Source organism: Symbiobacterium sp., from assembly GCF_040797425.1.
Lineage (GTDB): Bacteria > Bacillota > Sulfobacillia > Symbiobacteriales > Symbiobacteriaceae > Symbiobacterium.
The window spans coordinates 1-20,536 of record NZ_JBFNEH010000053.1; the positions used below are offsets into that span (position 1 = coordinate 1).

Sequence of the window (20,536 nt, forward strand, 5' to 3'; positions counted from 1 at the left end):
GTACGGGCCCGTGCCGCGCGAACGGATGTACGCGGTCAGCGGGGGAGGGAGCGGCGATGATACCGTGGACCTACGCCGAGCCGATCCTGTACGTGGACCTCACCCGGCGCACCGCCCGGGTGGAGGCGACGCCGGCGGCCCTGAAGCGGGGGTACATCGGCGGGGCGGGTTTCGTGGCGAGCCTGCTGGCCGTCGGTCCACGGGGAGACCAGGCGGCCAGGGCGGCCGAGCGGGTCGCCCTGGCCACGGGTCCCCTCTCGGAGGAGACGGCGGGGCGGATGGCGATGGGCGCGGCCCTGGACCGGCCGGCCCTCTCGTCGATGGGCGGCCGGATGGCGGCTGCCCTCAAGGGCGCAGGCTACGACGCCGTGGTGATCGACGGCCGGCTGGACCGGCCCGGAGTCCTCGTGCTGGAACCCGAGGGCGTGCACGTGCTGGACGCCGGCCGCCTGTGGGGGCTGGAGGTGCCGGACGCCGCGCGGCAGCTGTACACCGAACTGGGCCCCTACTGGGCGACCATGGTGCTCGGGCCGGCGGGCGACCACGGCGTGCCCTATGCCACGCTGGTGCACGAGGGCCACTTCGCCGGCGGCAGCGGAGTCGCGGCCGTCCTGGGCGCCAAGCGGGTTAAGGCGGTGGCGGTGCGGGACACCCTGGCGGTGCCCTCCCGCTGCACCGGCTGCACCCTGGCGTGCCCGGCCAAGCTCTCGCCCGACGCCGGGCGTGCCGGCGAACTGGGGCTGGACGCGCCTGCCGCCGCACGCATGGCGGCCTGGGTGCGGGGCCTGGTGGCGGCAGGGATGTTGCCGGAGCCCATCGAACTCCTCACCGAAATCGCGTACCGCCGAGGCGTCGGGGCCCTCTTCGCCGACGGCGAGGAGGCCGCGCTGCGGCGGCTGGGCCCGGAGGCGGCCCGTTACCTGCCTGCCCTGCCGGGCCGGAGGAGGCGCGGCATCGGCGTGGCGGATCTGCTGGGCACCTGCCGGCGGATGTGGCGGGAGCGCCCGGGGGACGTGCTGCGGTCGGCCCTGGTGGCCACCCGGGGGCTGCTGGCCGATGCCGTCTGACGGAGGAGGGGTTTCATGCGCGATCACGACCAGCTCCCGCCCATGCCAGTGGAGCGGCCGGCCACGCTGTACATCAACGACCAGGAGGTTGTCACCCTGCAGACGACGCCCAGCCACCTGGATGACTGGGCGATCGGCTTTCTTGTTGGCGAGGGCATCATCCGGGACCTGGCCGAGGTGGCGCGGCTCTCGGTGGACGAGGACCGGGGCATGATCTGGGCCGACCTGCCCGGTCTGACCGAACTGCCCGACGCGAGCACCCGCAAGCGCTACCTCACCGCCGGCTGCGGCAAGGGGGTTACCTTCAGCTCGCTGAAGGACGCCCTGCTCCTGCGCAAGGTGGAGCATCCGCTGCAGGTCCGCCTGGACGACCTCCTGGAGTGGATGAAGGAGATGCAGCGCAACACCCCGCTGTACGCCGCAACGGGCGGGGTGCACGCCGCCGGGCTGAAGGACGTGGCCACGGGCGATCTGATCGTCCGGGAGGACATCGGCCGGCACAACGCTCTCGACAAGGCGATCGGCGCCGCCCTGCGGGCCGGCTGGGACTTCCGCCGGGTGGTCGCCCTGAGCTCCGGCCGCATCTCCTACGAGGCGGCCACGAAGCTGGGCCGGGCGCAGATCGCCGTCGCCGTCTCGCTGACCGCGGCGACCGACCAGGCGGTGCGGCTGGCCAGCCACCTGGGGCTGGACCTGGTGGGCTACGCCCGCAGCCCCAGGCACGCGGTGATCTACACCCGGAGCGGGCGCGTGCTCCAATAGGAAGCGACGGGCGCCGCCCGTACCGCCCTGGCACGCGGGGTGCCGAGGGGGTGCGGGGGCGCCCTTGCGCGGTTCGCCTGTTATCTGGGTCGGCCCGGGGTGCTCAACGCCCGTCGGGCCGCTCCGGGTACGGAAGAGCGCGCGAGGCCAGCAGGGCATGCGGGGTGTCGCTGCCGTAAGGAGAGGCATCCCCCTGCGCGGGGACCTGCGGCCAGGGGCCACCGGTATCCGCGGCGCTGACGCTGGTTGTGGACGTGGCGTAGCGGAAGGTGGGCGGCGTCTTCACCGGGGGCAGAGTGAGGCTGTCGCTTCGAATCACCGACACCTTGATGCCCCAGCGGGCGAGCAGGTCGATCACGCCGCCCCGCAGCTTCAGCGAGGCGTCCAGCACCGCAGGGTCGCCGATGGCGTGAATCTCCACCGGCGAGGCGATCATCGTCTCGTGCACCAGGATGCGGTCTCCGACGTTCCGGATGCCGGTGACGCTGGAGAGGCGGACGCCCCCCACCGAGATGGCCTCGGCGCCGGCCGTGAGCAGCTCGTTCACCACCCGCCAGATGTCCTCGTCGGCCACCTTGTTGGCCGCGCTCACCGCCTCCGGCGTCTCGCTCAGCGTGACGACCACCCCCGGACCGGTCACCTCGGTGGTGCCGGCCAGGAGCCTGAGCCGCTCCATCTCGGCGGCCTGCGAGGGTGACGACAGCGACTGGCGCAGCTGGGCCACCTCCTGCTCGAGAGCGCGGATGCGCTCCTCCGCCGCCTTCAGCTGCGCCTCGCGGTCGGAGAGCGCGGCGACGAGCTCATCGGCGCGCATCCGGCTGGGGTCGAGGTTCTGCTGGCTGGTGATCCGGAACTGGATCGTCAGCAGCAGGCCGAGGAACATCATCACCAGGGCCAGCGCCCACTTCGAGTTCTTCACCTGAACACTCACTTCCGTTGACACACTTTGCCAAGTTGCCTACCTCGCTCTCTTCGACCCCGGCGCCGGGACTCCTCCAGGGTGGACGGGGAGGAGGAGAAGCGGCGGGGGGCGAATGCAAGGGTATCACCAACGGCCGTCGAGTGTCTACGAGGAGGAAGCGAAAACCTTGAACCCAGTCGCCGCCGCGGGGCGTCCCGCCCTCGCCTTTCTGTTCGTGCTCAGCCTCACCCACGGGGTCGTGGACCTCACCTCCGGCGCCATCATCGCCCTTCTGCCGGCGATGCGGGAGGCCTACTCCCTCTCCTACGCAATGGTGAGCCTCATCCCGCTCTTCGCCAACCTGACCTCCACCTTCACGCAGCCGATCTTCGGCATCATCAGCGACCGGTCGGAGATGCACTGGCTGCTGCCGCTCAGCGTCACCCTGGGCGGGCTGGGCCTTGCGGTGGTGGGCTTCCTCTCCAACTACTGGCTGGTGCTGGCGGCCGTGGTGGTGAGCGCGCTGGGCAGCGCCGCCTTCCACCCGGAGGGGGCGCACGCGGCGCACAACCTGGCCGGCGGGCGGCGGGCCCTGGCCATGGCCATCTACAACGTGGGCGGCAACCTGGGCTACGCCCTGGGGCCGGCCTTCGCCACCGCGCTGATCGCCGCCTTCGGCCTGCGGGGCACCTGGGGGGCGGCGGTCCTGCCGCTCTCCCTGGCCGTCTGGCTGCTCTGGCTGCTGCCCCGCTGGCGCGCCCACGAGCAGGAGGCCGCGGCGCGCCGGAACGGGCAGGCAGCCCCCGGGGAGACCAACTGGCGCGGCACGGTGCTGATCACCCTGGTGGTGATCCTGCGGTCGGTGATCCACCTGGGCATGACCACCTTTGTGCCCTTCTTCTGGATCGACGTGCTGGGCTACAACCCCGACACGGCCGGCCTGGTGCAGATGATCTACCTGCTGGCCGGCGTGCTGGGCACCCTGCTCGGCGCCCCGCTGGCTGACCGCTTCGGCACCAAGCCGGTGCTGATCGCGTCCTTCGCCCTGCTCCTGCCCCTGCAGGCTATTCTTTCCTTCCTGCGGGGCTGGCCGCTCCTGATCGGCCTCTTCGGCGCCGGCTTCCTGGTGGTCTCCACGTTCACGACCACACTGGTGATGACCCAGGACTACATGCCCCGCAGCCTGGGCCTGGCCTCGGGACTCAACCTGGGCCTCGCCTTCGGCATGGGGGGCGTGGGCAACTCCATCCTGGGCGTGGTGGCCGATCACTTTGGCGTGCTCGTCGTCATGCGGGTGATCGCCTTGCTGGTGGTGCCGGCGCTGCTGCTCACGCTCGTGCTGCCGCCGGTGCGGCTGGCGCAGGAGTGAGGCTCGGTTGCGGCGGCGTTTCAAGTGTGATATAGTCTTGATCGCAGACGGGAGTAGATCGGGTCCTGGTGGCCCGCACGGTCTTCAAAACCGCTTGAGCCGTAGTGATCCTGCGGCTGGTGGGTTCGATTCCCACATACTCCCGCCAGATCAGGCGCATCGATCGCGAGCCGTCCCGGCCATGAGACCGGGACGGCTCAAACTGTGTCTGGGCGGCCTGGTCTGTGCAGGCCGTGTGCCCGTCTCTCCGGCCGGGAGTGTCCGCTCGGCTTCTGTCCCAGCTGGAACCGGTTTGACCGGACCGCCTGGCCTCGTCAACCTCCCTATAGCTGCCACTCCCGCAGCCGGTCCCAGTCGCCCGGCGGCACGGCCAGATACTGGAGGCCGGCCTCCGCGCAGATGACCGCGGCGGGCCCCGGCTCGCCCTGCTCCAGTTCCACCACGGCCAGGGGCATCAGCTGCTCGCCGTCGATCACCGTGACCAGCGGGTACGTGGTCAGCGCCGCCTCCTGCCGGGTGGGCGGCAGCGCAGCCAGCCGCTCGGCCCCCAGCGCCCACGCCAGCGGCAGGCGCGGCGCCAGCAGCACGCCGCGCTGCCGCAGCCGCACGGAGAGGCGGTTGAGGAGCTCCCGCTCCGACGCCGTCAGGCCCTCGGGGATAGCGTCCGTTGCCGTGAGGGCGGAGACGAGCGTCTCCCGCTCCGTGGGCAGCAGGCCGAACGCCTCGGGCTGGAGCCCGCCGGCCGGCGCCTCGGCGGCACCGGCGGCACCGTCCAGGATCTCCGCCAGGCCCGGCGCCTGCTCCAGCGTCGCCCGGTGGCCCACGATGACCGCCTGCTCGGTGGCGCAGTCGAGGGCGCGCCGCACCAGCCCCCGGCGCTCCTCCAGCCACGCCAGGCCCTCCGGCGTCGCACCCGCGGCCAGGACCAGTGAGAGCACCACCGCCCGGTGCTTGCGGGTGATCCCGTCCGCCGGGTAGACCGGCACGCGGGCCAGGACCTGTGTGCGCGCCGGGTCGCGCTCAGCCTGGGCGAGCCGCTCCAGCAGCTGCCGGAGCAGCCGCACCTGGCCGCTGAAGGGGCTGACGATGGCCACGTCGTCCACGCCGGCCTCCACAAGGTGCGCCACTTGCAGCAGCACTGCCCGGGCCTCCAGTGGGTTCCGGGCCTGGCTGATGGCAGCCGGCGCGGCGAACTGCGTCTGGCCGTCGGCCACGTTGGTGAACTGCGTTTCGAGGCGCGCCTGGTACCGGCCGCTCAGGCGGCGGGTCTGGGGTCCGGCCACCGCCAGGGCCCGGTGCAGCGGCGTCATCTCGGTGTAGGTGAACGGGGCCAGGTTGTGCCCTTCCACCTGGTTGAGCAGGCGGGCGTCCTCGTCGGGACCCAGTGCGGTCACCGGCGGGGGCGCCGACTCGTCGCCCAGCAGGGCCACGTGTTTGGCCCGGTAGAGCACCGGCAGGAACGCAGGGATCTGCAGCCGGTGGGCGTCGTCCACCACCAGCAGGTCAAACATCTCGGGCTCGTTGGGCACGATACCCGCAACGGCGAGGTGCGGGGTGACTACCACGGGGAAGGCGGCCAGCAGGTCGGAGAACCGCTGCCGCGTGAGGATCGAGCGCCTGTCGTCCCCGCGTTCCAGCGACGCGATCTCCGCCTTCACCGAGGCGATGATCTGGTCCAGGTGTGGGCGGAACCGGGCCACCCGCTGCAGCCACGCCGCCTCCAGCCGGCGCCGGTCGACCTCCGCCTTCCGGCGGGCGGCGTCCTGCACCGCCGCGGCGGCCTCCGCGAGACTGCGCCGGCGGGTCCCGGCCTGCGCCTGGATCTGCCGGGCACGGGTGAGCAGGAGGGGATAGGCCTGCAGCAGGAGGCCGAGGCCTTCCACCTGGGCCGGCAGGTCGCCTTCCGGATGGCAGAACTCGGGGATGCCCGCCTGCCGAAGGGCGCTCTTGATCTGCCCGGCGCGGCGCATCTGGGCCAGCCGGGCGCCCAGGGAACCGCCCTCCTCCGTCCAGGAGAGGGCGCGCACGTGCAGGTCGCGCAGGGCGGCGAGCTGCTCCGGGCGGAACTGGTCGGCGTTGGCCTCGGTGATGCGCCCCGCCAGGGCCGCGATCCAGTCCCGGCGGGGATGACGGGCGAGGTCGGCCTCGACGCGGCCGGCCACCGGCGCCATCGCCTTCCCGAGGTCGGCGAGGGCGGATGCCTGCCGCTCCTCCGCCTGGAGCCGGTCCAGCTCGCGGGCCAGCTCCCGGCTCTCCGCCGCCAGCGCCTCGTCGGGCGACGCCGGCTCCTCCGGCCGCGTGGCCCCGTCCGGGTGCACGGCCTCCTCCGGTCCCCGCAGCGCCTCCAGCACCTCCAGGGCCCGCTGCAGGCTGGCGAGCCACGCCTCCTTGCTGCCGATCCGCAGCACGCCGGGGAAGGCGGCGAGCAGCTCGTCCGGCAGCTGGCCGTCCGGGCTCACCCACAGCACTCGCTGCCCCGCCGCGGCGGCGCTCGCGACGAGGCAGGCCGCGGCGCGGCTCTTCCCCGACCCCGCAGGGCCGGAGACGGCCAGGAACGGCGCCCGCCAGCGCTTGACCACCTGTACCTGGTCAGCGTCGAGCGGCTGGATGGCCAGGTAATCGTCGTTCGGGCGGGCCGCGGGGAGGCCCTGCTCCCCGCTGAAGATGCGGATCCCGTCGGGCAGCCGGTCCTTGCGCAGCTGTTCCATGAGCTGCAGCTCACGGGCGGGTCCCCGGGCCTGGCCGAATCCCTCGGCGCCGAACAGCACCGCGTCGTACTGGAGGTCGACGCCGGCCAGGAACTGGTTGAGCAGCTCCACGGGCTCCGGGCCGCGGCTGCTCAGCCAGCTTCGCTGCAGTTCGGCGATCTCGGCATCCGTGAGGCCGGCGGCGAACCGCAGGTAGAACCGGTTGAACAGGAGTTCCCGCATTCCCCGGGTGAGCACCACGGTCTGGGGGGCGGTGCCGGGCTCCAGGGTCACCTCGGTGTAGCAGATGGGGTACAGGCGCTCCCCCTCCCGGACCAGCGGGTAGCCGTAGATGAAGGTGCCCCCGATGCCGCGGCCCCGCCGGTTCAGGTAGGCGAGGATGGGCTGCGTGTGCGCGGGGTTGCTGATAATGGTCGTGCTGGCCTTGCGGGTGACCAGGTGCTCCTCGATGCGGTGCAGGATCACCCTGGCATTCGGGTCGGCGGGTACCTGGATGCCGAGTTCCTGCTCCCGGCTGAGACAGTTACGGTAGTACTGGACCAGGCTGGTCCAGAACGGAACGGCTGGGCGAGACGGTTTGGACGTGGACATCGGGCTGACCTCCCGGGACGGTTAAGTCCTTCGCACGTAGAATATTCCGGGTTAGAACGTCTAGTTCCTCTTCGACCGGCCGCCCTTGGCCCCGGGCTCCGGGGTGACTTATAATTTTAGGAGCGATCTGAACCACCTGGATTTCGGGCGATCGGAGGCACGAAGGATGAAACCATGGCAGCAGCGGGCCTTGCGGGAGATCCCGCCCGTCAACGCCATTCTGGAGACCCCCACCGGGCGGCGGCTGCTGGCCGAGCGGTCGCGGCCCCTGGTGGTGGCCGCGGTGGGCGAGGCGCTGGATGAGGTGCGCCGCAGAATTGCCGCCGCGGCGGACGAGGAGGAGGTCTTCGCCCTCGACCGGTCCGCCGAGGCCCTGGCGTCGCTGGCCGCACAGCGTCTCCGCAGCCGGTTTCAGCCCAGCCTGCGCCGGGTGATCAACGCCACCGGGGTGGTGATCCACACCAACCTGGGCCGCGCCCCCCTGGCCGAGGAGGCGGTGGCCGCCATTCAGGCGATCGCCGGGCGGTACAACAACCTGGAGCTGGACCTCAGCACCGGCGAGCGGGGCTCCCGCTACGCCCACGTGGAGCGGCTGCTCACCCAGCTCACCGGCGCCGAGGCGGCCATGGTGGTCAACAACAACGCCGCCGCCGTGCTCCTGATGCTCTCCGCCCTCGCGGCGGGGCGGGAGGTGGTGGTCTCTCGCGGCGAGCTGGTGGAGATCGGCGGCTCCTTCCGCGTGCCGGAGGTGATCACCCAGGGCGGCGCCCGGCTGGTGGAGGTGGGCACCACCAACAAGACCCACCCCCGCGACTACGAGAACGCCATCGGGCCGGAGACCGCCGCGCTCCTCAAGGTCCACCGCTCCAACTTCCGGCTGGTGGGCTTCACCGCCGAGGTTCCGGTGCGGGAGCTGGCCGAAATCGCCCACCGGCACGGGCTCCCCTGCCTGGTGGACTGGGGCTCGGGCGTGATGCTGGACCTGGCGCCCTTCGGCCTGCCCCACGAGGCGACGATGCCGGAGCTGATCGCTGACGGCGCCGACCTGATCACCTTCTCGGGGGACAAGCTGCTCGGCGCCCCGCAGGGCGGCTTCATCGTGGGCCGGCGGGAGCTGGTGGAGCGCTGCCGGCGCCACCCGCTCACCCGGGCGCTCCGGGTGGACAAGCTGACCCTGGCGGGCATCGAGGCCACCCTGCGCCTCTACCTGGAGCCCGAGCGGGCCGTGGAGCGGATCCCGGCCGTGCGGATGCTCACGGCCACGCGGGAGCAGATCGCTCCCCGCGCCGAGGCCCTGGCCGCAAAGTTGCAGGCCGCGGGCATCGAGTGCGAGGTGGTCGACGGCGTCTCCCGGGCGGGCGGCGGCGCCCTGCCGGCCGTCGACCTGCCCACCCGTCTGGTAGCCGTCCCGCACCCGGCGCCGCAGGAGGTGGAAGCCCGCCTCCGGGCCGGCGATCCGCCGGTGATGGTGCGCATCCAGGCCGGGCTGCTGCTGATCGACCCCCGCACCCTCTGGGATGACGAGTTCGACTTGGTGGTATCTGCCCTCCGGGCAGCCATCGTCTAATGCTAGGGAGGTGAACCCGATGCGGCTCAGCGGCGAGTCCGATCCCATTCGCCTCACGCAGTACACGGCCAAGGCCGGCTGAGGGTGCAAGATAGGTCCGGGGGACCTATCCGAGGTGCTGAAGCATCTGCCTCCCTCCCTGCCCAACGCCGACGTGATCGTCGGCCTCGACACGCCGGATGACGCCGGGGTTTACCGCCTCTCCGACGAGATCGCCCTGGTGCAGACGGCGGACTTCTTCACGCCCATCGTGGACGACCCGTACTGGTTCGGGGCCATCGCCGCGGCCAACGCCCTCTCCGACGTGTACGCGATGGGCGGCCGGCCGCTTACCGCCATCAACCTCGTCAGCTTCCCCGTCTCCAAGCTGGACCGGCGCGTCCTGGCCGAGATCCTGCGCGGGGGCGCGGCGAAGGTGGCCGAGGCGGGCGCGACCCTCATCGGGGGGCACTCCATCGACGGTCCCGAGCCCACCTACGGCCTCGCCGTCACGGGGGTGGTCCACCCCGACCGGATGGCCACCAAGGCGGGCGTGCGGCCGGGCGACCGGCTGCTGCTCACCAAGCCCATCGGCGTGGGGGTCATCACCACGGCCATCAAGCGCGGCCTCGCCACGCCGGCGGAGGCCGAAGAAGTCACGCAGGTGATGGCCAAGCTGAACAACGTCGTGGACGTGCTGGCGCCCTTCGCGGTGCGCGGCCTCACCGACATCACCGGCTTCGGCCTGCTGGGCCACGCCTCCGAGATGGCCCGGGCCAGCCAGGTGGGCCTGCGCATCCGGGCCGGGGCGGTGCCGGTGCTGCCCGCGACCTTCGGCTACGCCGAGCAGGGGGTCTTCCCCGGCGGCTCGAAGGCCAATTTCCGCTTCCTCACCGGCGAGGGGCACGTCGCGTTTGCCGACTCGGTGCCCGAACTGATGCGGATGATCCTCTGCGACGCGGTGACCTCCGGGGGCCTCCTGATCGCCGTCCCGGCCGAGCGGGCGGACGAGCTGGCCGCGGCCCTCACAGCACACGGGACGCTCTGCGCCGCCATCATCGGCGAGGCGGTGGCCGAGCATCCCGGGAAAATCATGGTGATTGACTGATGCAGATCGAACCCGTGCCGGGGGTGGCCCTGAGCCCCAGCCCGGCGGCTCTGGCCTACCTGAACGACTTTGCCCGCGTGGCTCCTGCTTACGAGTATGACTGGACGCGCCAGGAGAGCTTCGCCCGCCGGGCCGCCTACCTGAACGCCGGCGGCTACAGCGGCGACCGGGCGGCGGTGGCGGCTGCCCTGGAGCGGTACAACCGCGCCCTCGGGGCCGACGAGGCGGCCCTGGAGGGTGCCCGGCTGCTGGGTCAGCCGGGCACGCTCGCGGCGGTGACCGGCCAGCAGGCCGGCGTGCTCACCGGGCCCGCGTATACCATTTACAAGGCGATGACCACCGTTCGGCTGGCCCGGCGGCAGAGCGAGCTGCTGGGCGTGCCGGTGGTGCCGGTCTTCTGGATCGCCGGGGAGGACCACGACTGGCACGAGGTGTCGTGGGTGATGGTGCCCGCGGGCGAGCAGGCCCACCGGCTGGCCCTGGCGGAACGGTTCGACGGCGAGCGGCGCTCGGTGGCGCTGGCGCCGATGCCGCCCTCGGTGGAGGCCCTGATCGCCGAGTTCGAGGCGCTCATGCCGGAGACCGAGTTCAAGGCCGAGGTGATGGCCCGTGTGCGGGAGGCTGCATCCGGACCGCCTGCGCTGGACCCGGCGGCCACGGGCGGCCGGCCGTCGCTGGCGGACTGGTTCGGCCGCCTGATGGCCTGGCTCTTCCGCGGCACCGGCCTTGTGTTCCTCAACGCCTCGGACCCGGCGCTGCGGCGCATCGAGGCGCCGTTCTTCGCCCAGGTGCTGGAGCGGCAGCGGGAGGTGGAGGCGGCCCTGGAGCGGGGCGTCACCCGCTGGGAGCGGCAGCTGGGGTTCACCCCCACGGTGGACCGCTTCCCCGGCAGCCTGAACCTCTTCATCTACATCGACGGCGACCGGCTGCCCCTGGTGGGGGAGGGCGACCGGGTCTGGGTGCGCGGCAACCCCGACCTCGCCTGGAGCCGGTCCGAGCTGGTGGATCTCGCCTGGACCCACCCGGAGCGCTTCTCCACCAACGTGGTGCTGCGCCCGGTGGTGCAGTCGTTCCTCCTGCCGGACCTGGTGTACGTGGGCGGGCCCGGGGAGATCAACTACCTGGGGCTCTACCGCGACGTCTACCGCACCCTCGGCCAGCAGATGCCGGTGCTGGTGCCCCGTGAGGGCTTCACGCTGGTGGAGCCGCCCATCGCCCGGGTGCTGCAGAAGCAGGGGCTTACGCTGGAGGATGCTTTCTACCGGCTCGAGGAACGCAAGCAGGAGCTCCTGGAGCGGGAGGACCGGCTGGGGATCGTGAACGCCTTCGCCGCCTTCCGCCGGGATTTCGGCGAGCGCTACGGCGCGCTGGCGCAGCTGGTGCTTCAGCTGGACCCCCACCTGCAGCAGGTGGTGGAGGAGAACCGGCGGCAGATCGAGCATCAGATCAACCGCCTGGAGGAGAAGGCGAAGCAGCAGCACCGCAAGAACTGCGAGACCGCCCTCCGCCAGTTCGACCGGCTGCGGGCAAACCTCATGCCGAGCGGCCTGCAGGAGCGGGCGTTCTCGATCCTTCCGTACCTGGTGAAGTACGGCCCCGACCTGGTCGGCCGGCTGGTGGCCGAGGTGCCGCTGGAAGAGGGCTGGACGCACCGCGCCATCTACCTCTAGTTTCCGCGACCTCCCTACGTCGTGGCTCGTCTCACTCATGTATAATGATACACGTTGAAGCAGGCGTGCTGTCTCTCCGCCACAGCCGGATCCAGCACCCTGCCTAACCGTGTTATCCCCCTTCTGATCCGCGGGTCGGGCGTGTGCCTTCGGCAAGGGATGGGCAGACTGTAAGTGTCTTGTACCCCCTTCGCGAGGAGGCAGCGCGGTGAACGACAAGATCGCGATCCTCGGAGTCGGGCCGCTGGCATCGATCCTGGCGCATCGCATTCCCAGCTCCGCCCGCAAGGTGATCATCGGTCGCCCCAAGGCGGCTGCGGTGGCCCTGGCCGACGAAGTCGGCGGCATCGCTTCAGATCAGGCCAGCGCCGTGCGGGGCTGCCGGGTGGTCTTCGTCACGGCGCCGTCCGGTCAGGTGGCCCAGGCGCTGGCCGAGATCCAGCCCCATCTCTCCGCCGGCGCGCTGGTGGTCAACATGGCGACCGAGCTGACGGCTGCCGACCTGGCGGAGGCGGGCGTGCCCGTGGCCGCGGCCAAGGTGATTGGCCACCCGGGCGACATGGCTCAGGGCGCACCGGGCGTGGTGGTGCTCGACCAGGTGGACGGCGAGGAGGCCGCGCTCCTGGAGAGCCTGCTGGCGCAGGTGGGCCCGGTGGTGCGCGGGGACGAGCGCATGGTGCAGGCGGCGCTGGACGCCATCGACGCGGTCATGCGCGAGGCCCGGGACGAGCTGCAGCGCCGGCTGGAGGCGGTGGGGCTCTCACCGGAGGCGGCGCCGGTGGCGATTGCAGCCGCCGCCCCGGGCGTCTTGCGGGCGCTGGCGGCCGGCAAACAGGGAACGGTTGGCAGGGAGGTCTGGCGATTCGCGGGGGCCGATGAGACCGCTGCTTCGCGAGTCTCACAATAGGAGGGTGCCCATTGTTGAATCGCAAGCCGTATCGCTTGGTGAGGGCCATCGTCCTGGTGGCCCTTGCGGTCGCGCTGCTCACCGGATCGCTCGCCACACCCGCGCAGGCGGCACCCGCCCTTGACCTGGAGGCGCGGTCGGCGGTCCTCCTGGACTATGGCACGGGCCAGGTGCTCTACTCGAAGAACCCGAATGAGCCAATCGCACCGGCCTCGCTCACGAAGCTGATGACGCTCCACATCGCCTACAAGAAGCTCGAGGCCGGGGAGATGAGCCTGGACGACCCGGTGGAGGTCAGCGAGCGGGCGTGGGCGGCCAACTTCCCTGACTCTTCCCTGATGTACCTGGAGCCCGGCGACCATGTCACGGTCGGCGAGATCCTGAAGGGCATCGCCATCGACTCGGGCAACGACGCGTGCGTTGCGCTGGCCGAGCACATTGCCGGTTCGGTCTCGGCCTTCGTCGAGATGATGAACGAGGAAGCCCGGGCGCTGGGCTTTACCACCTTCCACTTCGTCGACCCCCATGGCCTGAGCCCGGAGAACCAGATCACGGCCGGCGAGTTCGCCGAGTTCGCCCGGCTCTACATTCAGCTCCACCCGCAGTCGCTGGCGGAGCTGCACAGCCAGAAGACCTTCAGTTATCCGCTCTACGAGAACCTCTCCGACGCCCGCAAGGCGGTCACCTCGCCGGAGGCGCACCAGCCCATCACCCAGGAGAACCGCAACGGCCTGCTCTGGACCTACGACGGCGTGGACGGCCTGAAGACCGGCTTCATCGAAGAGGCGGGCTTCAACCTGGCCGTCACCGCCAAGCGGGGCGACATGCGGCTGGTCGGGGTGCTCCTGGGCATCCAGGCGAACTCGATCCCCGAGGGCACGGCCAAGCGGGAGGCCGAGGGCGCGGCCCTGCTGAGCTGGGGCTTCAACAACTTCGTCACCGTGCGGCCCGAGCTGCCTGAGGTCAAGCCGGTGCGGGTGTGGAAGGGCGCCGCCAACCAGGTGACGCTGGAGCCCGCGGAGGGGCCGCTGACGCTGGTGCTGGAGAAGGGCGCCGAGGCCTCGCTCACCGCCGCTGTGCACCAGGAGGAGTCGGTGATGGCGCCAGTGGCGAAGGGGCAGAAGCTCGGCGAGGTCATCTACGCCGCCGATGGCAAGGAGGTCGCCCGGATCGACCTCGTGGCGGCGGAGGAGGTGCGCCAGGGCGGCTTCTTCAAGCGGCTCTGGGACTCGATCCGGCTCTGGATCATGCGGTTCTTCAATCGGTAAGCTTAGGATGTATGGCGGACCCGGGAGGTTGCTCCCGGGTCCTTCTCTTTTTGGGTTGGGGCGGGTGTCCGGCGCGCTTGGCCGGGTCCAGCCCTGGGGCGGCCGATGTGCGCACAGCGGGGCTGCCTCCGCAGAGCCCGCAGCTCTGGGAGACAGCCCCGAACGTCAGCCGGAAAGCCTGGACCTGGCGAAGTCGCCCCCGTCGGCGCAGAACCCGGACGCCAGGGTCCTACGCGCGCCCCATCTTCGAGACCAGCTCGGCCGTCTCGCGGGCGATCATGAGCTCCTCGTTGGTGGGGATGACCATGACCGTCACCTTCGAGTCGGGGCCGGAGATGATCTGCTCCTTGCCCCGCACCTGGTTGGCCTCCTCGTCGAAGGTCACGCCCAGGAAGGCGAGGTTCTCGCAGACGGCCTTGCGCAGCCGCGGCGAGTTCTCGCCGATGCCGCCGGTGAAGACGATGCCGTCCACCCGCCCCAGGACGGCGGCGTAGGCGCCGATGTACTGGCGCAGCCGGTACTCCAGCATCTCGAAGGTCTCGATGGCCCGCGGGTCGCCCTTGTCCATCTCCTCCTCGATCTGCCGCATGTCGCTGGAGATGCCGGAGATGCCGAGCATGCCGCTGTGCTTGTTGAGCATCGACATGATCTCGGAGATGCCGATCTCCTCCCGGGCCATGATGTAGGGGATCACGCCCGGATCGATGTCGCCGGAGCGGGTGCCCATGATCAGGCCGGCCAGCGGGGTGAAGCCCATGGAGGTGTCCACCGACTTGCCGCCCTGCACGGCCGCCACCGACGAGCCGTTGCCCAGGTGGCAGGTGATCAGGTTGACCTCCTCCGGCGCCCGGCCGAGGATGGCCGCCGCCCGCTGCGAGACGTACTTGTGGGAGGTGCCGTGGAAGCCGTAGCGGCGCACCTTGTGCCGCTTGTACATCGCGTACGGCAGGGCGTAGAGGAACGCCTTGCGGGGCATGGTGGAGTGGAAGGCGGTGTCGAAAACCGCCACGCCCGGCGCGTGGGGCAGGGCCGCCTCGGCGGCGAGGATGCCGGTGAGGTTGGCCGGGTTGTGCAGCGGCGCCAGGTCGAACAGCTCCCGCAGGGTGCGCTTGACCTCCTCGGTGATGATCACCGAGCTGACGAAGGCCTCGCCGCCGTGGACCACCCGGTGGCCCACCGCCGCGATCTCCTCGGGGTCCTTGATGACGCCGTGCTCGGGGTCGGTGAGCGCCTTCAGCACCTTGCGCACGCCGGCGGTGTGATCCAGGATCGTGCCGATCTCCTTGATCTTCTCGCCCGCGCCCTTGTACTCGAAGATGGCATCTTCCATGCCGACCCGCTCCACCTTACCGATGGCGAGGACCGACTCGGTCTCCATGTCCAGCAGCTGATACTTGATCGAAGAGGAGCCGCAGTTCAGCACCAAAATCTTCATCGGCCAGTCCCCCCGTTCTTGATCCGATCGCCGTTGGCGTCATACTTGAAGAAGCCCTCGCCGGTCTCCACGCCCAGGTGGCCGGCGCGCACCAGCTTCTTCACGTAGGGGGACGGCCGGTACTTCAGGTCGCCGTACTCCCGCCAGAGCCGCTCGGCCATCACCAGCACGGTGTCGAGGCCGATGCGGTCGGCGATTTCCAGCGGCCCCCGCGCCATCTCGAAGCCCAGCCGCATGGCGGTGTCGATGTCCTCGGCGGAGGCCACGCCCTCCATCAGCACCTGACAGGCCTCGTTGATCAGCGGGATGATCAGGCGGGTGGTGATGTAGCCCGGCGACTCGTAGACCTCGACGCCGGTGCGGTCCAGCCGCTCCACCAGCTCCATCACCCTGGCGACGGTCTCATCGCTGGTCTTCAGGCCGCGGACCACCTGCACCACCTTGGTCTTCGGAATCGGCTGCAGGAAGTGGCAGCCGATGACCCGGTCAGGCCGGTTGGTGGCCGAGGCCATCTCGGTGATGGAGAGGGTGGAGGTGTTGGAGGCGAGGATCACCTCGCCGCGGCAGAGCTGGTCCAGCGTCCGCAGGATGGCCTTGTCCTCCTCGATGTCGCCCACCCGCGCCGAGATGACAAAGTCGGCCCGGGCCAGCTCCGTCATGTCGGTGGTCATGGTGATGCGGGACAGGATAGCCCGCTTCTCGGACTCGGTGAGTGCCCAGCGCTCGATCTCGTGCTGCAGCGACAGCTCGATCTGCCGGCGGGCTTGCGTCAGCTCGTCGGGCGTCTGCCCGACCAGGATCACTTCCAGGCCCTTGGTGGCGACCAGTTCGGCAATGCCGCGCCCGCTCAGGCCGGTGCCGACGACACCCCAGATGCGTACCGACATAGTCACACTCCTTACGCCGATGCAAGCTTGTTCGTCCGTTCCCAATCATAGCGGTAAACTTCGGTCTTTCCTAGTAGCTGTAGCCGAAAATGTGCCCTTGGACTATTGGAGGTGTGAAATGGCGCAGAAGGGCTCTTCCCTGAGTCAGAGTGCCCCCACCGGGACGGTGGGCCGCCAAGCGCACCCGGGCGTGCCTTCCTGCGTACACATCCATGATAGGAAGTCTGGTTGCGAAGCGGCCCGTCCATACGGCATTTTCGGCCCCCTTCGCACCGCAGGACAGCGGGGTACATATCATGACCAGCAGGAGGCGGGCGCGGCCCCGCCGTCCCACTCCCCGTGTGCGGGCCGCCACATAGCAGCCCTCCGCGGCGCCGCCCCTGGGGTCAACGCTATGGAAGGGGGAAGTCGAGCGTGGCCGACTTGCTCAGCACCCAGCTCCTGAAGCTTCAGTGCCTGGTGTGCGAGACCACTGGTGAGGCCTGCATCGAGTCGCGTTTCAAGCTGCCGCGCCGGGCCAAGAAGATTGCCGAGATCCAGGCCCGCATCGTCGACCTGGAGGCCGACGTCATCGAAGGCCAGGTCTGCGTGTCGGGCGTTGTGCACAAGCAGATCTTCTTCGTCGGCGAGGATCACCACGTACATCACGTTCCGGAAGACGTTCCGTTCACGACCTTCATCGACTGCCCCGGGGCGAAGCCGGGCGATGTGGCCGACGTGAAGGCCAACATCGCCAAGGTGAGCTTCTCCCTGGAGTGGGGGCAGGAGGTGGTGCAGCGGGTCATCGTGCAGTTCGTCGTGCGGGTCGCCGAGGACTGCCAGGTGAACGTGCGCCTCAACCCCTTCGGGCCCCGGGTGAAGGCCGAGTGCGTGGTCGGCGAGGCGACGAAGGCGGTCACCATCGAGAACATCGTGGAGCTGGACCGTCCGGCCATCAAGATCCGGGACCTGCAGGTCGCGCTGGAAGACGTGGAGGCCGAGGCGACCAGCGACCAGGTGATGTTCCAGGGGACGCTCGTGAAGAATATCTTCTTCATCTCGGAAGATGACGTGGAGATCTTCCAGGAGGAGCGGGTACCTTTCTCGGGCATCGCCGATGTTCCGGGTGCGGAGCCCGGCGACAACGTGACCCTGCAGGCGCAGATCGTCCGGGTCGACAAGGTGCTCTCCGACGGCGTCGAGCTGCGCCAGCGGGTGGTGCTCTCGCTCTTCATCAAGGTCACCCGCACTTGCGAGCTGAACGTGGCCGAGGACCCCACGGGGCCGCAGGTGATGGCCTCCCGGGTGATCGCCACCGGCGAGCGTCAGGTGCTCGTGGAGAACGTCACCGACCTGAACAAGCCGGCGCAGAAGATCCAGGAAATCCAGGCCCGGGTGGAAGACCTGGCCGTCGAGGTCATCCCCAACAAGGTGGTCATCACCGGCACCCTGCACAAGCAGATCTTCTTCGTGGGCGAGGACGACCTGGTGCGCCACCAGGGCGAGGACATCCCGTTCACCACCTTCGTCGAGCTGCCGGGCATCAACCCGGGCGACGAGGTCTCCATCACACCGGTGGTGGAGCACGTGGGCTTCGACCTGCTCGACAAGGTCTGGGTCGAGGGCCTCGGCGATGACGACGAGGGCCGCCCGGTCTTCCGGCGGCTGCTGCAGCGGACCGTGATCCTGCTCTGCGTGACGGGCAGCCAGGAGCACCCCATCCGGATTGCCCAGGCGCCGTTCACCGGCCTGGCGGCAGGCTGATGCGCTGGAACCGCCCGCCGGGGCCAGGGCGCCGGGTGGCTGTACAGCAGTCCTGGCTCCGGGGGCGAGGCGAGGGAGGCACCCCCCTGCGGGGATGCCTCCCTCCGTGCGTTCAGCGGCACCACTCGTGCCACCACCAGCGCTCGAACTCGGCGATCAGCCCCGGCGGGTTGACCTCCCGCGTGGCATCGAGGCACCACTGGTCGTACTCCCACTGGTGGACCAGCAGGGGCACCGCCCGCCCGAACCGGGCGAGGATCACCCCCGACTCCTGCAGCCGGCGCGCCACGTCGGTGACCAGGTGGAGGAGCGCCTCCCGGGCGGCGCTCTCCCAGGCGTCGTACCCCTCGGGGTTCCTGGCCAGGGCGGCCAGTTCCTTCTGGCTGCGGTACAGCCCCCGCCGGCGGAGCCAGCGGGCGAGCAGGCGGTGGCTCTCCGGGTCGGCCATGCCCTCGCACTCCTGGGGGCTCAGGCCCACGGCGGTAATGAACTCCGGCTCCCACAGGGCGAAGTACCAGCGGGCCTCGCCGGGCTCCTCCCCCTGGCTGATGGCCTCGCTGAGGTGCGCCGGGGTGTTGTAGTACAGCCACAGCTTCATGCGGTGAGGGCCGTCGTCAAAGTCGACGTAGAGGGAGAGCACGTAGGCGTCCTGCAGGCGGGGGCGTTCCGCCAGCAGCAGCCCCTCGGCCAGGCGCCGGTAGAGGTGCTCCGCGAACGGATCCATCCCGTTCACCTCGATCGTATCAGGTTGGGATGGGAGCAGTTCGACGGAATTCCTGATTTTTCCTCTTCAGGATGCAAGATGAAATTCGGTTCTGCCCTCGCCAGGGTGCGCGTATACGTGCCCTGAGGTGGGACAGGTGCTCTTCTACCGTGCACGCCTCGAGGGCCCCGCCGAGGTGCTGGACGTCTCGCTGAGCCCCGTGCGCCCGGTCCCGATGGTTCGGATCGGGGGCATGGGGAACGGCGCGACGCGGCCGGCGCCGGACTCAGGGCCCGGGGTAGGGGCGGTGCACGTGGGTGGCCCCGCACTCGCCGGTCGGGTGCGGGTGGTGTTGCGCTACGGACCGCAGGAGGGGCCTGTTCGCACCCACCGGGGGTGGCTCTATACGGACCTGTCGCCGGGGCGCCGCCTGCGCCTCACCGGCTGCCAGGTGGAGGGCGGTGAGGTGCTGCTATCGCTGGCGCCGCTCCCCCCCGGGGCCGGACGGGAGCGGCTGCGGGACCGGTTCCGGCTGCCCTTTCACTTAACCTCCTGGGGTGTCGAGGCGGCGACCCGCATTCGGACCGAGGTGTTCTGCATCCCGACCGCGCGCCCGGGAGTGCTGGTACTGCGCGGCCGGGCGGCGGTGGTGCTGGAGACGCCGGCGGCCCGCCTGGTGCGTTGGATTCCCTTCTGCCGAAGGGTGGCCGTGGACCTGAACGCACACCTGGACTGGCGGGCCCGGGCCGCCGCGGAGGGGGTAGAGGTGCGGGTCGGCCCCGGCGGCGAGGTGGAGGGGTGGCTTTACCTAACCGTGGACTGCCGGGGGGAGCCGGGGATGGCCGGGGCGGCGTGGGACCGCACAGGGACTCGTGAAGATGCGCCGGCGGCGGTACGGAAGGTGGACGCCGCCGCGAAGCGGGTGGAGGCCACGGTGGTGACGGACGGCCTCGCCCTGGTCTCCGGCGCGGTGGAACTGGACGTTGCGTGGGCGGACCGGGCTGGGCGGGGGCGCTGGACGTGCCGGGAGGTGCCTTTCAGTGCGCTGCTGCCGGTCGATGGTCTCTGCGCGGGGGACAGGCTGGAGCCGGCTGCACAGGTGGAGCGGCTGGCCCGGGTAGGCAAGGGGACGGATGAGCGGGCGGTCCTGCTGATGGGGGTCGGGGTGACCGCCCTGCGGACGGTGCACGTCCAACTGGGCGGAGTCTGGTACCGGGCCGAGCAGGTGGTGGGAGAGGCCGCGACGACCGTGGAGGTGAGCGAGGCCCTCTTCCCTCAGGAAGAGCCTGCACGGGCCCCGGCCGCGCCGTCGCGAATGCTTGAGGTGGAGACCGGGCTGCACGGCGCGTGGACCGCCCTGAGTGCCCGCATCCGCCGCGCCGGGGGCCGGGCGACGCTGGAGGTTTGGGCGGAGCCGTATCAGGAGGGACGCCGGGAGGGTTTCCACGCCCCTGCCACGGCGCGGGTGGAACTGCCCGGCGATGCGGACGCGCCGCTCGGCCTGGTGGCGGTAGGCCGCCGGGCGGTGGTCCGGTCCGCGCGGCGGCCGTGGGATGGCGGGCTGGAGATCGCCCTGCCGCGGGGCACGCCCACGTCCGACTGGCACGGGCTGCCAAGGCCTGTGCACGGGTTGGTGGACGTGGACGTGCTTTCGGGCGGGCTGCTTGTCCTGCTGCGGTGTGAGGGTCGGCTGTTCCGGCTGGTGCTGCCCGCCGAGGCCGATATTCCGATAGGCGTGACGGTGGCGGGGACCGCGGTGCCCGGCGCCGGGATGGACCGGCTGTGGGGGGAGACGCTGAGCGGAGACCTGCCAAAACGTGTGAGTAAAGTTTTCGTGGGTAGGCCACAACATTTCTGCTGAAAAAAGCAGG

Annotated in this window: 15 protein-coding genes and 1 tRNA gene; 11 read left to right on the forward strand and 5 right to left on the reverse strand. The window is 70.6% G+C overall.

The window, feature by feature from the left end; translation table 11 throughout:
- Positions 1-56 precede the first annotated feature (56 nt).
- Together AB2385_RS14240 and fdhD are read left to right on the forward strand one after the other, a co-directional pair.
- Positions 57-1,067 (forward strand): aldehyde ferredoxin oxidoreductase N-terminal domain-containing protein, encoded by a 1,011-nt coding sequence (locus tag AB2385_RS14240; protein WP_367655677.1) that lies wholly within the window; start codon positions 57-59, stop codon positions 1,065-1,067.
- A gap of 15 nt (positions 1,068-1,082) precedes the next feature.
- Entirely contained in the window at positions 1,083-1,829 is a 747-nt protein-coding gene (gene fdhD, locus AB2385_RS14245) for a formate dehydrogenase accessory sulfurtransferase FdhD (protein WP_367655678.1), read from the forward strand.
- 103 nt (positions 1,830-1,932) lie between these two features.
- Here fdhD and AB2385_RS14250 read toward each other — a convergent pair whose 3' ends face one another.
- Positions 1,933-2,748: a DUF881 domain-containing protein gene (locus tag AB2385_RS14250; protein WP_367655679.1), complete on the reverse strand. Its 816-nt coding sequence runs from the start codon at positions 2,746-2,748 to the stop codon at positions 1,933-1,935.
- 169 nt (positions 2,749-2,917) lie between these two features.
- Here AB2385_RS14250 and AB2385_RS14255 point away from each other — a divergent pair, with 169 nt between their 5' ends.
- Entirely contained in the window at positions 2,918-4,099 is a 1,182-nt protein-coding gene (locus AB2385_RS14255; protein WP_367655680.1) for an MFS transporter, read from the forward strand.
- Positions 4,100-4,148: 49 nt separating this feature from the next.
- Positions 4,149-4,247, forward strand: a tRNA-Sec gene (locus tag AB2385_RS14260).
- Between the two features lie 175 nt (positions 4,248-4,422).
- On the opposite strand, the gene AB2385_RS14265 is transcribed toward AB2385_RS14260, so the two are convergent.
- A complete protein-coding gene (locus tag AB2385_RS14265) occupies positions 4,423-7,398 on the reverse strand; it encodes an AAA domain-containing protein (RefSeq protein WP_367655681.1) in 2,976 nt (991 codons plus the stop codon).
- Positions 7,399-7,564: 166 nt separating this feature from the next.
- Here AB2385_RS14265 and selA point away from each other — a divergent pair, with 166 nt between their 5' ends.
- From selA to AB2385_RS14290, 5 genes are all read left to right on the forward strand, one after another.
- A complete protein-coding gene (selA, locus tag AB2385_RS14270; RefSeq protein ID WP_367655682.1) occupies positions 7,565-8,965 on the forward strand; it encodes an L-seryl-tRNA(Sec) selenium transferase in 1,401 nt (466 codons plus the stop codon).
- Between the two features lie 19 nt (positions 8,966-8,984).
- A complete protein-coding gene (gene selD, locus AB2385_RS14275) occupies positions 8,985-10,052 on the forward strand; it encodes a selenide, water dikinase SelD (protein ID WP_367655683.1) in 1,068 nt (355 codons plus the stop codon).
- Complete coding sequence (gene bshC / locus AB2385_RS14280) at positions 10,052-11,722, forward strand: bacillithiol biosynthesis cysteine-adding enzyme BshC (protein ID WP_367655684.1); 1,671 nt, start codon at positions 10,052-10,054, stop codon at positions 11,720-11,722. Before selD ends, bshC begins: the two co-directional genes overlap by 1 nt.
- A 208-nt stretch (positions 11,723-11,930) precedes the next feature.
- Positions 11,931-12,629, forward strand: coding sequence for a pyrroline-5-carboxylate reductase family protein (locus tag AB2385_RS14285; RefSeq protein WP_367655685.1), 699 nt, complete (start codon positions 11,931-11,933; stop codon positions 12,627-12,629).
- A gap of 14 nt (positions 12,630-12,643) precedes the next feature.
- Positions 12,644-13,897 carry a D-alanyl-D-alanine carboxypeptidase family protein gene (locus AB2385_RS14290; RefSeq protein WP_367655686.1) on the forward strand — a complete coding sequence of 418 codons (1,254 nt, stop codon included), beginning with the start codon at positions 12,644-12,646 and terminating at the stop codon, positions 13,895-13,897.
- 229 nt (positions 13,898-14,126) lie between these two features.
- Here the strand turns inward: AB2385_RS14290 and AB2385_RS14295 are convergent, their stop codons facing one another.
- Entirely contained in the window at positions 14,127-15,332 is a 1,206-nt protein-coding gene (locus AB2385_RS14295; protein WP_367655687.1) for an acetate/propionate family kinase, read from the reverse strand.
- Positions 15,329-16,219, reverse strand: a complete 891-nt coding sequence (locus AB2385_RS14300) for a 3-hydroxyacyl-CoA dehydrogenase family protein (RefSeq protein WP_367655688.1) — start codon at positions 16,217-16,219, stop codon at positions 15,329-15,331. Before AB2385_RS14300 ends, AB2385_RS14295 begins: the two co-directional genes overlap by 4 nt.
- A 414-nt stretch (positions 16,220-16,633) precedes the next feature.
- On the opposite strand from AB2385_RS14300, the gene AB2385_RS14305 reads away from it, so the two are divergent.
- Complete coding sequence (locus tag AB2385_RS14305) at positions 16,634-17,962, forward strand: DUF3794 domain-containing protein (protein ID WP_367655689.1); 1,329 nt, start codon at positions 16,634-16,636, stop codon at positions 17,960-17,962.
- Positions 17,963-18,074: 112 nt separating this feature from the next.
- On the opposite strand, the gene AB2385_RS14310 is transcribed toward AB2385_RS14305, so the two are convergent.
- Positions 18,075-18,686 carry a hypothetical protein gene (locus AB2385_RS14310; RefSeq protein ID WP_367655690.1) on the reverse strand — a complete coding sequence of 204 codons (612 nt, stop codon included), beginning with the start codon at positions 18,684-18,686 and terminating at the stop codon, positions 18,075-18,077.
- 136 nt (positions 18,687-18,822) lie between these two features.
- On the opposite strand from AB2385_RS14310, the gene AB2385_RS14315 reads away from it, so the two are divergent.
- Complete coding sequence (locus tag AB2385_RS14315; RefSeq protein ID WP_367655691.1) at positions 18,823-20,526, forward strand: hypothetical protein; 1,704 nt, start codon at positions 18,823-18,825, stop codon at positions 20,524-20,526.
- Positions 20,527-20,536: the final 10 nt, after the last annotated feature.